Below are 15,462 nucleotides of genomic sequence, written 5' to 3'. Positions count from 1 at the left end.
TCCTCCTGCTACACTAGTCTTTCAAAAAGTTATTCAAAAAACTTATCAAATAGTTTTTTCGCTCGGTTTATTACACTTGGTTTATTTGGATTGTTTTCTTTTTCAGTTGTATTCGTTTGTTTCTTAGGAGGAGTGGAACCTGCTCCAATTGTTGCATAAACAGGTGTTTGGTTCGGGCTTCTACCATAAAATTCATCCTCTGAATGTGCATATCTTATTAGACCAACTGCTGTTGTAAATGCCGGCTCACGTACACCGATATAGTCAGGAGTATAAATTCTTACACGTGTTTGCATAACTTGACGAGCAAGTTGTGCTATACCTTCTAACTGTGCAACCCCACCTGTAAGTACTACTCCACCGGGTAAATCACGTACCCCTAATCTAGCAAGTTCATCTAAAACAAGTTCAAACATTTCTTCCAATCGAACACCAATTATTTCTGAAATAAACTTTTGACTATATTGATCCGTCACGTCTGTTCCAGATACAGGTACTTCAAAAATTTCATCATCGGAAGCGTCATCATAAAAGGCATGTCCAAATTGTTTTTTTATTAATTCAGCTTGTTCTGTAGGGGTTTTTAGTACTATAGATAAATCCTTAGTTATATGTTCTCCACCAACAGGGATAACTCCTGTTCTAGTTAGTAATCCATCTTCAAAAACTGCGATTGTTGTGGAACCTCCGCCTAAATCAATAAATGCAGTGCCTTGATTTTTTTCATCTTCAGTTAAAGCAAAGAAACCAGCAGCTAGAGGTTGTAAATAAATTTCTCTTATTTTCAAACCAGCACGCTCTACACATCGTAACACATTATGAACTAATGTTTTAGAAGTCGTTATCATTGTAGCATCCATTTCAAGGCGAATGCCTATCATTCCGCGTGGATCTTTTATTTCATCTAAGTTATCAACGATAAATTGGCGTGGGATTAGGTTAACAAGCTCGCGCTCAGGTGGAATCGACATAACTTGTGCGGATTCAATAACTCTTTCTAAATCGTCATCAGTAATTTCTCTGTTTTCACTATTAACAGCAACAACACCCTTTACTGGTTGAAGGGTAGTTTGATTTGCAGGTATACCAAGTATAACCTCATCTATTTTAATACCTGTCATTCGTTCTGCTTGATCGACCGCTTTTCTAATTGCTTGTACTGTTGCATCAATATCAACTATTGCACCTTTTCGAATGCCATTAGATTTTACGTTACCGACGCCGATTACATGTAGTTGATTATTTGTAATATCTCCTATCAGAACTTTAATAGAAGATGAACCAATATCTAGAGAAATATAAATATCTTGATGATTCACCTACCGCACCTCCTTCGATTGCTCCTATTTTTTATTCTATTGTAATTCCTAGCTATTGTCTAAGTAAATTCAAGTATACTATATAATTTTATAGCTATTATACTGTATTTTCACCCTTTTTTATATGTCTCTCTTCCCATTTTGTTATCAAAATTCGTCGAATAACTGCAATATTTTGGAATAGTCGGACACCAAAGGCAAAAATGGCAGCTAGATAAAGATCAACCCCAAGATGTACACCTAAAAAGGCTAGTCCTGCAGCTAAAGCAATATTGAAGAAAAAACCAGTTAGAAAAACTTTATCGTCGTATACTTGCTGCAAATTTGCTCTAATACCACCAAAAATTGTATCAAGGGCGGCTAATACGGCGATGGATAAATAGCTTTCATAAACTACGGGAATTTGTATATCAGTCAGTAAACCAAACGCTAGTCCTAAAAGTAAACCTAAAAATGGTAGCCACATTTTTATTCCCCTTTGTTGTTTTCAACTAGAAATGTATTTGATAGTTTTCCGTCGTACTCTTTAATGGTTATGTTAGACAGTGCTTTGTTAATGTTGAGACTTAAATTATCGAGGTAAAAATCGTCGTGAAATGTGGAAGCATATAAATAACTGTAGAGTTTTTCCGCTTTTTCAAAACTCTCCGTGATTACACGAATTTCCACGTTTGATTCATCGATTGCAAAACCATTTATAGTCGTTTTTCCATTAATATCCCGAATAGCAGATGTATGAACTAGTCTTTGCCCATCAATTTCAATATACAAACCATTATATCGATATATTTCATTTACTAATCGAATTAATAAATCAGGTGAAATCGGCTCTATTTCTAATCCCAACGCAACTAATTCCATTGCTGGTTGAATAGACATGATGACTCCTGGACCCGATACAGCCTCAATTCCTGCTCGAACTTTTAAGTCATGAACCGTACTTTTTAATATTTGTGCCTGACTATCTTTGTCATCGTTTTCATATTCATCTACAATCGATTTTAATGTACCAATTTCTGAAAGTAATTCTGAATGGCGTTTTTTCTCTTCAGATAATTCCTGCCGTATTTCCCATATGTCTCGAGTATCTCTTTCAGTTGGTTTTTGAATTGTATTATATTGAATGGCAATCATTAAACCTACAATAAATGATACAATCGTTATTCTAGTAACTATTCTTTTATTCAATTACAAATCCCTCCTGTATCTGTTTTTTAACTGGGCTTGTCCGTTGAATAAAGGATGATCTACTATTCATCATTTATTGTTGGCATTTGAATAAAATCACTTTCCTCAATTGTTACAACGATTCGATCATTCAGTAATTGGTCAAAAACTCCTCCAACTAGTTTTAAAGCAGGGATTAACGTATCTACATCCCCTACTGCTTCAATAATAAACGGTGCAGGGTATTGATTGCCGTCGATTGTAATAACAGGTCCATTACATCTGATGTACGAATTGGATTTAAGCCTTTGTCCATTAATTGAAATGGCTTCTGCTCCAGATACTTTTAATTCATTTATTACCGAGAAAACATGACTTTCATGAACAATATATTCATTGGGATTTGTTGAATTCGGATTATATTCTCCATCTTTTAAAGTGACACGTATGCCTTCTCCATGAGCAGGAATTTCTCCAAGCAATAGACGTAAATTTTCTGCCTCTTCAAGTAAATGCCCATAATCTTCTTCGTTTTCTGCAAAGTTTTTTTCATATTCTCTTCTTTTTGTTTGGAGAGCTGTTAATTCTTCCGTTAGTTCTTTATTTCTTTCTTGTTGAGAAATTAATTCTTCCCTATAGGATTCTTCTTGCTCAAGATAACTTGTATTCACTTTTACTTCATCTTTTGTAAGTTTATAGGAATAACCGATAATAAATCCTGTACTTATACATACAATTAGTACGATGAACTGTTTTCTTGTAAATTTGCTATTGTAATGTGGTTTCTTCATCGCCCAACACTTCCTGTTCTTGTACATCCATTTCTTCAAGATTTATATCAAGTTGTGTGTACTCATCGTCAAATGATTTGTAATAGGAACCTACCTCGATATCTATAATCCCTTTACTATAACCTGAAGCGTGTTCAATTTGTGCAACGATTGAAGGGTAATAATTAAGCTTTTCTGCTAATGTTGTTATTTCTGCACGAACTTCGTAACCATCATTCATGAATAGTGTAATCGCATATGGATCGGCACTAGTTGGGGTTGCGTTAATTTGAGAAATTAATGCTAAAACGGTTGGTTCTAATTTCGCCAATTCCTTCAGTAGTCTTTTCCTTAACTTCTCATCATCAAATTGTAAAAATAACGGTGCATCAATTGGTTCTAATGTATTTGATTCTCTAAACACATCGCCATTTTCTAACATTGGAAAAAATGCATTATCCTCGGAAATATAAGCTACTTTTTGCCATTCATCCACTTTTATTTCTACAGTTGTTAACCATTTTCTTTTCACTTTGACACTTTTCACCCAGTATTGTTGTTGTATTTTTTTTTCAATTTCCCCAACATGAAAACCCCACATTGAATCCCCAATTTGTAAATCAGATTGCTTTAAATATTCGCTATCCTCTACAAGATTAGATCCACTTATTTGAATTTTTTTTATTTCACTGTATGGAGATTGGAAATAAAGGAGTAAAAATAATGTGAGGAAAAACAGAATGATTAGTACTATAAATTTTATATTTGTTCTTTTTCTTCTTTTTTCTCTTAATGTTGGTATGCGATCTTCAATGTCTATTACTTTATCCATATTTTTACTCCTCCTTCCTTTTATACCGAGTTGGTCCGATTTGCAAACCCTACAACAATCGCAACAACAAACCAAATAATCATTAAGGATGTTCCACCGTAACTAATAAATGGTAGCGTCACACCTGTCACTGGGATTAATCCAATTACAACTCCTATATTTAAACAAGCTTGAAAACCTACCATGCCAACTAATGCAGAAATGGCATAAAAATCTGAACTTTTTAACGATTGAAGTGCAAGTCCACATCCAGAATAAATAAATAAGCCAAACAGAACTAATACAACACAACCACCTAAAAACCCAATTTCTTCTAAAATAATAGAAAATATAAAGTCATTTTGTGGTTCAGGTAGATACAGGAACTTTTGTCGGCTTTCTTGAAATCCGTGTCCAAGTAATCCAGCAGGGCCTATAGCAAGTAAAGATTGCACTGCTTGGAAGCCGCTTCCTAATGGATCAGCCCATGGATTAATAAAGGCTTCTATACGTTTTAAACGATACGGAGCAGACGCAATTAATGCAATTAAGCCAATTACTCCTATTACAATAAAACCCACATATAACTTAATTGGATACCTTGCAATAAACAATAAAATAAATGCTGAAACAACTAAAATGAATACAGAACCAAAATCAGGTTGTAACATAATTAATGCACAAGGAAGAATAATGATTAAAAAATGTTTCACTTGTACAACACGTTCTTCATTTCTTACTTTCCCTAATAGAAAGCTTAAATACATTAGTGTTGTTATTTTAGCTAATTCTGCGGGTTGAATCGTTAGTGGACCTAATCCAATCCAACTTTGCGAGCCATTACGTACTAATCCAATACCAGGGACAAGAACTAAAACTAATAAAATTAGCGAAAATACATACAGAGTAATCCATGTCTTTTCCATTGTAAATGTTGGCATATTGGCTATTGTAATAAACACTGCGATAGCTAAAATCAAGTAAATTAATTGCTTCAAATAAAACGGCATTTGTCCTTCGTAATGAATCGAACTCCAATATGTACCTGCAGAATAAATAAATAGAATCCCCATAAGTGATAAAAGAAGTGCTGAAATAATAAAAAGCCTTTTATAGGTAAACTTCAGTGAAGGCATCCTTTCGTAAGAACTTTTCAATTTGTAATATTTGTGCTTAGAAACAATATCAATTGTTCTAAGCACATTTGTTAAAGCTTCATTACGGCATCAATAAACAAATCGCCGCGCACTTCAAAACTTTTATATTGGTCCCAACTTGCGCATGCAGGTGATAATAATATTACTTCTCCACTTTCTGATATCGGTACAGCTTTTGCCACAGCATCCTCAACATTTTGAGCAAGGATAGTCTGTTCAATACCACACGACTTGGCAAATTCTATAAAACGTTCACCAGTTTGCCCATATGCAACAACTGCCTTTACATATTGCATAGATTCTCGCAGCTCTTCAAAGGAATGACCTCGATCAAGTCCTCCTGCAATTAAAATAGTAGGCTGTTGGAAAGCATTTAATGCAACTTTGGTTGCCAAGCAGTTGGTTGCTTTTGAATCATTATAAAATTTACGTCCATTCCACTCGCGAACAAATTGTGTACGGTGACGAACCCCTGAAAAAGTTTTTAAAACTTCCTCTACAGCAGATTTATTACAACCGTAAAGTATACAAGTGGCAATAGCTGCTAAAGCATTTTCTAAATTATGATTCCCTGGTAATGCAATGTTCAAACGACTTAAAATAGGTTTTCCCATCCAATAAATTGTTTGTTCATCTGCACTGATACCATAATCCGAGCGACCACTCGAACTAAAAGGAACTTTCTGCGCTTTCGATCGGTCTGCAAATTTCTTCACGACTTCCTGATCTGCGTTATAAATGAACCAATCGTTCTCATCCTGATTTTTCGTAATATTGAATTTCGCCTCTGCATATTCCTCGAACGTACCATGGTAGTCCAAATGTGCATCATATAAATTTGTTAAAATGGCAATTTTCGGTTTAAATTCAACTGTTCCCATTAATTGAAACGAAGATAGTTCAGTAACAATCACATTTTCTTTTCCTGCTTCCGTAGCAACTCCACAAGCAACGGTACCAATATTTCCGGCAATTAACGGCTGTTTTTGAGCGTTTTTTAACATTTCAAAAATTAAAGTTGTTGTCGTCGTTTTACCATTTGTGCCAGTAATCCCAATAATCGGTGCCTCACTAATTAAATAGGCGAGTTCTACTTCCGTTATTACCTGCAATCCTCGGTTTACTGCATCCGCTATAATCGGATTTGAATAAGGAATTCCTGGATTTTTTACAACCAACTCAAAACCTTCATCTAATAAATCTTCGGGATGTCTTCCACAAATGACCGTTATGCCTTTTTTAAGAAGTTCTTGTGCTTGAGGGTTTTCGTCAAAAGGCTTCGAATCGTTAACCGTAACGAAAGCTCCTAACTGATGTAGGAGCTCAGATGCTGCAACACCACTTTTTGCTAATCCGAGTACTAAAACTTTTTTATGTTGAAAATTTGGAATTTGATTCATATCATGGCCTCCGTTAATACTGCAATTAAAGCGACAACTACTGCCGTGGACCAAAATACTCCAACTACTTTACGTTCCGACCAACCTGATAGCTCAAAGTGGTGGTGGATAGGACTCATTTTGAAAATACGTTTTTTACGTAATTTATAGCTTCCCACTTGTAAAATAACCGAAAGCGTTTCAATCACAAAAACTAAACCAATTAATAAAAGCAATAATTCTTCCTTCACTAAAACCGAAACAAGAGCTAATGCCCCCCCTAAAGCAAGGGATCCGGTATCACCCATAAATACTCTTGCTGGGTTCGCATTAAAAATTAAGAAACCTAACAACGCACCCGTTACAGCAAAGGTAAATAGTGCTACATCATGCTGTTCATTAAATAATGCGATAACCCCATAAGCTGTAAAAGCAATTGATGCAGTACCAGCAACTAAGCCATCTAATCCGTCTGTTAAGTTCACAGCATTGGAAAAACCAACTAACCAGAAAATAAGAAAACCTACATATAAGATACCAAAGTCAACAGATATATCTGTAAATGGGATACTTATTGTTGTATCAAAATCACCTAATCGAATTAATAGGAAAGCCGCAATTGAGATAATAATCTGACCAATTAACTTTTGAATTGACGTTAACCCAAGATTACGTTTGAAAATTACTTTGATGCCATCATCTAAAAATCCGATAATCCCAAATCCGGCTAAAACAAGAATCATTACAACTGATTGTGTTGTAAAGAGGTTGTAGATGTTTCCAACAATTACCGTCGTAGCAATGATAGATATAAGAAATATGACGCCACCCATCGTTGGTGTTCCAGCTTTTTTCATATGCGACTGCGGGCCTTCTTCACGGATACTCTGTCCAAATTTCAACCGACGTAGTATTGGAATTGTTATTGGGGCTAAAACCACAGAAGCGATAAATGATATTGCTAGAATGGTTATTGTTGTTAAAATTGTCATGTTAAATCTCCTTTAAAGTCTTGTTCTTAATAAACTTTTATTAATAATTTAATATTAATTAAGAACTAAATGAACTAGTTATTCTCTAAATACAAATGAATGGTACCATCTTGTTCAAGGATGTTTTCTGGCTCAGGTAGTTGGGCAGTAACCACATTTCCATCACCATGCCATTCAATTTTAAATGGATATTGTAACTTCATTATTTCCTGTTTCTCGTAACCAATTAAATTAGGTACTCTGTCTGTGATCGGGTCACCCCATCGGTACTGTTTTTCAAGTTGACCTTCACGATTTACTTCTAAACCGATTGTCGGTGCAATATCCTCAATAATCTGTCCGACGATTGGAGCAGCAATAGTACTACCAAAAATTAACGACCCTTTTGGATTATCAACGGCAACGTAAACTACCACTTCCGGATTATTTGCAGGGGCAAATCCAATAAAGGAAACAATATAATCGCCATCCTTGTACCGTCCGTTATCTACTTTTTGAGCTGTTCCTGTTTTTCCACCGATTCGTAAACCATCGCGGAAAGCAGCCCGCCCAGAACCGTTTGCTACGACCGATTCCAAAGCCTCTCGTACCTTTTTAGAAGTTTCCTCACTGATAACAGTACGTTTTAATTCTGGTTTATTTTCTAACACCATTTTCCCTGTTTCTGAATCATAAACTTTTGATACAACATAAGGAGTATATAATTTACCACCGTTTACCGCAGCAGCTACTGCCTGTACTTGTTGGATTGGTGTTACAGCGATTCCTTGCCCAAAAGAAGTGGTGGCATGTTCAACTGGACCATATGCTTCTTTAGAGAATAAAATACCAGAAGCTTCTCCAGCAATATTTGATCCTGTAGCTTCCCCGAATCCAAAATCTCTAATATATTGTTGTAACTTTGTCGGTCCAACACGCTGACCTAACTCAATAAAGCCTGGGTTACATGAATTTTCTACAACTTGTAAAAACGTTTCACTACCATGACCTTCTCGTTTCCAACAACGGAGTCTAGCCCCTTCAACAATGGTGTACCCTTTGTCATGGAATGTATCTTTTTCTAAATCCACAACCCCTTCTTCAAGGGCGGCACTTAATGTAATAATTTTAAAGGTAGAACCCGGTTCATATGTCATCCAGACCGGCAAGTTACGATTATAGATTGAAGAGTCTACATCTTCAAAATTTGAAGGGTCATATGTAGGATAAGAAGATAATGCTAATATTTCCCCAGTATTGACATTCATGGCAATTGCTAATGCTTGGTCAGCATTATATTTTTTCATTGCCTGAGATAATTCTCTTTCAACCACTTGTTGAACATCTAAATCAATCGTCAATTCAACGGTTGCACCTTGGTCTCCTTCTCTCCACTCATCGTCAACGTGTGGTAGTGAATTGCCCTTTGCATCGGTAAATAATCGAATTGCTGCATCTTTTGATGTTAGTAATTTATCGTATTGATATTCAATTCCAGCAAGACCTTGTGTATCGTAACCTGTAAATCCGATAAACCTTGATAATAAATTACCATAAGGATAATGCCGGACATAATCAACTCCACTATATAGGCCATCTATTTTTAACCCTTGAATTTGAACTGCTTGTTCATACGTAATATTTTTTGCTTCAGGTGCCAATTTTACAAGATAATCCCTTGTATTCATTTTTTCAAAAAGCTTTTTCTCATCAAGTTTTAATACTGAAGCAATCTGTTTTGCAGCAAGTTCAATATTATCATTTTGAGCAGGCATAAAATAGAGGGTTGGAGCAAGTTTATTGGTAACCAAAACATTACCATTCCTGTCGACAATTTCACCACGCTCGGCTGCAAAGGGAATTTCACGGTCCCAATTTTCTTTTGCTAACTCTGTTAATTTATCATGCTGAATAACTTGGACATAAAATAGCCTTATAACAACTGCAACTCCAAAAAGAATAAATCCATAAATAATTAATTTCAAGCGACTTTTTGAAATGGTAGAAATCCACTTCATTCTATATTCACACCTCGTTTTTAACAAAGTATGATTCGAAGTGGACATCTATTCTATTTCATTCTTAATCTTGTGGCAATATCTCACCTTCTGCAGCAGATTCTTCTGTTTCATCTACTGGAACTGTATACATTTCTTTAGGCGTTTTAAGTTTAACAACAATTGGCGAAGAATCGTAAAGAACCGTATTAGCAGATACACTTTGGCTTTCTACGTAACCATCCCCTACAATTTCAATTGGTAATCCCGACATCATTTTATAAATGAGTATGTTTCGTAGCGACCAATTTTCAAATGATGGTAATGTGATTGCACCATCTGTCTTTAAAAATACTAAACTACCTTTTGTAATGGCTAGGTTTTTATCTGGATATTGTTCAGTAATATTTCCACTTTCACCAATCACAATTGGCGTTAACCCTGCATTCGATAATTCAACTTGGATACTATCCGAATTTTTTCCAACATAATCTCCCATTGGTGTTGTTTCAACTTTTGCAGCGTCTTCCGGTTTAATGTTTAAATATTTCAAGCTATTCTGTACAACTGATGTAAAGATTTCAGCTACTGGCTCTGAACCACCCTCTGTTGGTGCTAACTGTGGACGTTCGACCGCTACATAAACAATCAGTTGAGGGTCTTCAACAGGTGCCAAACCTAAGAAAGAATATAAATAATTATTCTTTCCATAGTAGTAGCCACCACCAGGTTTTGCAATTTGGGCTGTACCTGTTTTCCCTCCCACTTCATATCCTTCTACTTGGAATCGTTTAGCGGTACCAACCTCAGAAGTGATTGTTGAAGCTAATATTTCACGAACTTGTTTAGCAGTTGATGCCGAAATTGGCTCACCTTTTACTTTTGGTTCAGATTTCTTTATCGTTTTATCGTTAGCAGAATCTACTATTCTATCAATTACATACGGTTGCATCATTTTGCCATCGTTTGCTATTGCTGTCATAGCTTGTATGAGTTGAATAGGAGTAACTGTGGAACCTTGACCAAAGGAAGTGGTTACACGGTTGATTGGGTAAGTTGTTAATAATGTCCCTGTTGCTTCACCAGGTAAATCAATGCCTGTTTTTTCACCAAACCCGAATTTTTTTAAATAATCAATAAAAGCTTCGTCACCAATCATTTGTAATAAATGTGCCATGGCTGTATTAGCTGATCGTTGGAAACCTTGTAAATAACTTATCTTCCCCCAACCGACATTGTTATGGTCACGAATTGTTCTATCTAAAATAGTATAGCTACCTGATTGAAATTCAGCATTAGGATACCAGTTGCCTGTTTCAATAGCAGTAGCCAATGTAAACGTCTTCATTGTAGACCCCGGCTCAATTACATCTTCTATTACATCATTTAACCAGTTATTTTCTAAACCTTCACGCGTATCGGGATCAAAGGTTGGTCTTTGAGACATCGCTAAAATTTCACCAGTTTTCGGATTAGCTACAACAGCTACCATTGACTCTGGGTTATATTGTTTATAGACCTTTGACATTGATTCTTCTAAGAAGTTTTGAATTGTTTTGTCTAAAGTTAAATAAATATTGCTGCCATCTTCAGCAGGTTTTATCATTTTTTCGCTATTCGGTAAGAGGTAACCAAAAATATCACTCTCGTATTTCATTTTTCCATCTATACCAGTAAGCTCTTTATTATAAATAGATTCTATACCCATCTTACCAATTGTTTTAAATGTTCCATTTTTCTGTTGTTCCTTTTGTGCAAATCCAACTAAATGAGCTGCAAATGATCCATTTGGATAATAACGTTTTGTATCACTTGCAAATATAATGCCAGGAAGTCCTTCTTTATCAATTGTATTCATCAATTCGTGACTAATACTACGTCCCGCAACCCCAAATTCCACTTGATAAGGTTGTCGTCCATCACTTAATTTCCTTGTTAAAATTTGATAAATTTCAGACTCTTCCATTTGGATATATTGAGATAATACTTTCGCAGTATATGCAGGATCAAGTACATGCCTTGGTTCCTTGGGATCTGTTGTCGCATCTGGTCTGACAACCGCAATGAGTCGATAACTTAAAGTATCCTCTGCAATAATATTTCCATTACGGTCCAATATCTTACCACGTTCTGCAGATAACACAGCTTCCTTTTCATAAAGAGCTGCAGCTTTTACCTCTAATTCTTGTCCGTCTACAACACCTGTAGCTTGAATGTAAATAATTCTAATAAATAATGCAAAAAAGAGCCCTCCATAAAGTAATAACATTAGAAAGGCTCCCCATTGGAATCGAAATTTCTTTTTTTTCATTCTCCCGGCACTACCTTTACATTGTTCTCATTTAGAGTTAAACCGAGTGCTTTTGCTTTTTCCCAAATTCGCTCATAAGTAGATAATTCACTAACTTGAACTTTTAAATCAACATTTTGTTTTTCTATTTCCGCAATTTGTTTTTCAACTTCTTGGATTTCATAAGTTGTCTGTTGAATTGTGCTTTGTTTATGCAAGATAGACACTGCAAGATAAGCTACCACAACGACAAAAGCAATATATAAAAGTCTTTCTTTTAGTGTGATTATTTTTTTGGATTTTTGTACTTTTTGTTTTTTAGAGGGCTGCTGCTGTTGTGGTGCGACAGGCTGCTGGATATATGAATGTTGCCTAACACGAACTGCCATTTACCCACGTCCTTTTTCAAATATTTTCTCTGCAATTCTAAGTTTTGCTGATCTTGAACGATTGTTTTCTTCTAGTTCTTCATCTGAAGGAAGAATTGGCTTTTTGGTTACAAGCTTTAAAACAGGTTTAAATTCATCAGGAATTACTGGTAAGCCTGGTGGTAAATCTGGAAGAGAAGAAGCCTCTTTAAAAATTGTTTTTGTTAAACGATCTTCCAATGAGTGGAAAGTAATTACACTAATTCGTCCTCCAACTTTTAACAACTCAATTGCATCTACTAACGAATCCTCAGCAGCACCAAGTTCATCATTAACTGCAATCCGTATTGCTTGGAAAATTCTCTTCGCCGGGTGACCACCTTTTCGTCTTGCAGGTGCTGGAATCCCCTCTTTGATTAATTCTACAAGCTGTCCAGTCGTTTCAATTGGAGCATGTTTTCTTGCTTCTTCAATTTTTCTTGCAACTTGTTTCGAAAACTTTTCTTCACCGTATCGGAAAAATATCCGTACTAAATTTTCATAGGACCATTCATTTACTACATGATAAGCAGTTAAATCTGCTGTTTGATCCATACGCATATCCAAAGGTGCATCGTGATGATAACTAAATCCACGCTCCGGAGTATCTAGTTGAGGTGAAGAAACACCTAGGTCATAAAGAATACCATCAATTTTTTGTATATTTATTTGCTGTAATTGTTGTTTTATATATCGGAAGTTTGAATGTACAAATGTTACTCGGTCTAAGTATGGCTGCAGACGAATTTTAGCATTGCTAATCGCCGTCATATCCTGGTCGAAACAAATCAAACGACCTTCTGGGGATAATTGTTGAACTAAATATTCACTATGCCCTGCACCGCCTAAAGTACAATCTACGTAAATTCCTTTTGGATTGATGTTCAATCCATCAACAGTTTCTTTTAGTAATACGGTTGTATGATCGAACATAAACCAAGCTCCTTTTTTGCGTTTCTAGAAGTCAAATCCAATTAAATTTTCTGCAATTTCATTAAAAGAGTCTTCTGCTTCATTGAAATAAGATTCCCAAGCATCTTTAGCCCAAATTTCAATTTTACTTGATACACCTAGCACCACACATTCTTTTTCAAGTTTTGCGTAAGTTGCAAGTGTTGATGGGATATTGATTCGTCCTTGTTTATCAATTTCAACTTCAGTTGCCCCCGAAAAGAAAAACCTCGCAAATGCACGAGCATCTTTTTTCGTCATAGGGAGTTCTTTTAATTTTTCTTCGAGTTTTCGCCATTCATCCATAGGATAGCCAAAAAGACAGTGATCAAGTCCACGAGTAATTACGAAAGTATTTCCTAACGCTTCTCGGAACTTTGAAGGAATAATGAGACGTCCTTTTGTATCAACGGAATGTTGATATTCTCCCATGAACATGCTACTCACCCCACTTTAGTAAATAATGTACCACATTCCCCCACTTTCCTCCACATTTTTAAAGAGATTGTAATTAAACTTTTATAATTTGTGTAAATAGTACTTTTTTAAGTCCAACCCTCTAAGTTAATAGACATAAAAAAATGAGTTACCTCATTTGAGATAACTCGAAAATAGAATAAAATCTACTACAAATGGACTACATAATGTTTGTTTGCAATTGTCATTGGTAAATCACAAAGTTCTTCAATTAATGAAGGTCCATATTCATTTAAATACTGAAATGGGTTATATATACGTTCTTGAAGAGTTTCATTTGGATAAATTTCAGCATTGATAGTATTAAATTGACGAAGTGTTTTATCATGTTTAATTAAAATATGTTGATCTACCTTTTTACTTAAGTATTGTAATTGCATCTGGTGGTATTGTTTATTCTTCTTTATTATTGCATCTAGGTTAATTGTTTGTGATGTTAAATACGAACCAAGCTCCTTATACTGAACTTCAAGCATGTTATATATTTTTTCGATTTGTTGTTTTGTATTAACATCTTGAACACTATCGATAAATTGTTCTTTCAGCTCAGTTACTCTTCCATTTATGACTTCTGGGATTGTAAGATTATAATTCAATAATAATTGCTCCACTTTTCTTGTAACCAATGTGATATTTAACCTTGGTGCCAATATTGGCATTTGTAAATCCAGACAATTGAATGCATCCTTTAAAGTTCCCCAATAAGCAAGCTCTCCAGGACCACCAACAAATGCTAAAACAGGGATTGCCATTTCCTGCATTAATGGTCTTGTTACAACATTGTTGCTTAGTTTTTCCGGTGTGGACGAAGCAATATCTAACAAATGACCTTCCGTAAATTTATACAAGCCATTTGCATCTTGGAAATGCCCATTTTTTCTCTCTAATAAAAATCGCTCGCCATCATGAACATAAAATAAATTCGCATTGTGGCTAGTAGCATTGATTGGTGACCCATAACCAGCTGCATTAAGTAATGCCTCTTTTTCGACTACTACCTTAGCGATTTCTTCATTGTGGTGTATGATTTTTTCAAAAAATGACGATTCATATTTACGAAATGGTGTGAATGCAGCATCGATCATTAACAATCCTTCGTTTTTGAATAGCTCATTCATCGTATGTGTAAAAAACTGAGTAAATGTTGTGCTGTGTTCTAAATGCCGAAGAAGCATTTTGTATAAATCATTCGTATATTCCGTTTCACCATAATTTTTAAAAATTATTTCGAGTAGTTCGTTTAGCTGATCTTTTTGAATAACTGTAGCAGATGCCATTGTTTTTTTAGGAGATCTAACGTCATATATTTTTTTCTTTGGTGTTTCATTCACAATTGTGTACGTATGATTGATTTCCTCAATGTCATGGTCTTCCCCAGCAATCCAGAATAGAGGAACAACCTTTTTACCTAATTTTTCACTTTGCTGTCTTGCTAGCAAGATGACAGATAGCGCCTTATGAACAGAATATAATGGGCCAGTTAGAATACCCGCTTGTTGACCACCCACTACTGCTACTGCACCATTATGTAAAGATTGTAAGTTTGTTTCTTGCTTTTCCGAAATACCAAAAGGCTCCATATACGAACGAATAATAGTACTTAATTCCTCATAGTTAAAATTTTTATCTTTTAAGTAATGGTATCGTTTTGAAAAGGAATCATCGTTATACTCGTATTCATAAAAGGGTTTCAGTTTTTCCCAATGTGACCAATAATCATTCAATATTTGATTGTTAACTGGTATTTCAATCTGTTCCAGTTTCAT

Annotated in this window: 14 protein-coding genes; all 14 read right to left on the bottom strand. The window is 35.3% G+C overall.

Features of this window, described 5'->3' with window-relative positions; genetic code table 11:
* Window positions 1-29: 29 nt before the first annotated feature.
* The 14 genes from ftsA to bshC all read right to left on the bottom strand — a co-directional run bounded on the left by ftsA (window position 30) and on the right by bshC (window position 15,462).
* Window positions 30-1,319 (bottom strand): cell division protein FtsA, encoded by a 1,290-nt coding sequence (gene ftsA, locus CRO00_RS02460; protein WP_097072053.1) that lies wholly within the window; start codon window positions 1,317-1,319, stop codon window positions 30-32.
* A 97-nt stretch (window positions 1,320-1,416) separates the two neighbouring features.
* Complete coding sequence (locus tag CRO00_RS02455) at window positions 1,417-1,785, bottom strand: small basic family protein (RefSeq protein WP_097072052.1); 369 nt, start codon at window positions 1,783-1,785, stop codon at window positions 1,417-1,419.
* A gap of 2 nt (window positions 1,786-1,787) precedes the next feature.
* Window positions 1,788-2,507 (bottom strand): DUF881 domain-containing protein, encoded by a 720-nt coding sequence (locus CRO00_RS02450; RefSeq protein WP_097072051.1) that lies wholly within the window; start codon window positions 2,505-2,507, stop codon window positions 1,788-1,790.
* Window positions 2,508-2,569: 62 nt separating this feature from the next.
* On the bottom strand, window positions 2,570-3,277 hold the full coding sequence (locus tag CRO00_RS02445; protein ID WP_097072050.1) for a DUF881 domain-containing protein: 708 nt from the start codon (window positions 3,275-3,277) through the stop codon (window positions 2,570-2,572).
* Window positions 3,255-4,088, bottom strand: coding sequence for a cell division protein FtsQ/DivIB (locus CRO00_RS02440; protein WP_097072049.1), 834 nt, complete (start codon window positions 4,086-4,088; stop codon window positions 3,255-3,257). The genes CRO00_RS02445 and CRO00_RS02440 overlap by 23 nt, the downstream gene beginning before the upstream one ends.
* A gap of 20 nt (window positions 4,089-4,108) precedes the next feature.
* A complete protein-coding gene (locus CRO00_RS02435) occupies window positions 4,109-5,203 on the bottom strand; it encodes an FtsW/RodA/SpoVE family cell cycle protein (RefSeq protein ID WP_097072363.1) in 1,095 nt (364 codons plus the stop codon).
* Between the two features lie 71 nt (window positions 5,204-5,274).
* Complete coding sequence (gene murD, locus CRO00_RS02430) at window positions 5,275-6,624, bottom strand: UDP-N-acetylmuramoyl-L-alanine--D-glutamate ligase (protein ID WP_097072048.1); 1,350 nt, start codon at window positions 6,622-6,624, stop codon at window positions 5,275-5,277.
* Window positions 6,621-7,595 carry a phospho-N-acetylmuramoyl-pentapeptide-transferase gene (gene mraY, locus CRO00_RS02425; RefSeq protein ID WP_097072047.1) on the bottom strand — a complete coding sequence of 325 codons (975 nt, stop codon included), beginning with the start codon at window positions 7,593-7,595 and terminating at the stop codon, window positions 6,621-6,623. The genes murD and mraY overlap by 4 nt, the downstream gene beginning before the upstream one ends.
* A 74-nt stretch (window positions 7,596-7,669) precedes the next feature.
* On the bottom strand, window positions 7,670-9,592 hold the full coding sequence (locus CRO00_RS02420) for a stage V sporulation protein D (RefSeq protein ID WP_097072046.1): 1,923 nt from the start codon (window positions 9,590-9,592) through the stop codon (window positions 7,670-7,672).
* A gap of 64 nt (window positions 9,593-9,656) precedes the next feature.
* A complete protein-coding gene (locus tag CRO00_RS02415; RefSeq protein WP_097072362.1) occupies window positions 9,657-11,840 on the bottom strand; it encodes a penicillin-binding protein in 2,184 nt (727 codons plus the stop codon).
* Window positions 11,841-11,878: 38 nt separating this feature from the next.
* On the bottom strand, window positions 11,879-12,250 hold the full coding sequence (gene ftsL, locus CRO00_RS02410; protein WP_097072045.1) for a cell division protein FtsL: 372 nt from the start codon (window positions 12,248-12,250) through the stop codon (window positions 11,879-11,881).
* Window positions 12,251-13,201 (bottom strand): 16S rRNA (cytosine(1402)-N(4))-methyltransferase RsmH, encoded by a 951-nt coding sequence (gene rsmH, locus CRO00_RS02405; RefSeq protein ID WP_097072044.1) that lies wholly within the window; start codon window positions 13,199-13,201, stop codon window positions 12,251-12,253.
* Window positions 13,202-13,225: 24 nt separating this feature from the next.
* A complete protein-coding gene (gene mraZ / locus CRO00_RS02400) occupies window positions 13,226-13,657 on the bottom strand; it encodes a division/cell wall cluster transcriptional repressor MraZ (RefSeq protein WP_097072043.1) in 432 nt (143 codons plus the stop codon).
* A gap of 188 nt (window positions 13,658-13,845) precedes the next feature.
* On the bottom strand, window positions 13,846-15,462 hold the full coding sequence (gene bshC / locus CRO00_RS02395) for a bacillithiol biosynthesis cysteine-adding enzyme BshC (RefSeq protein WP_097072042.1): 1,617 nt from the start codon (window positions 15,460-15,462) through the stop codon (window positions 13,846-13,848).

Source organism: Ureibacillus xyleni (assembly GCF_900217795.1).
GTDB lineage: Bacteria > Bacillota > Bacilli > Bacillales_A > Planococcaceae > Ureibacillus > Ureibacillus xyleni.
Note: the sequence above shows the minus strand (reverse complement) of the source record. Positions and strands in the feature narration are given on the sequence as shown.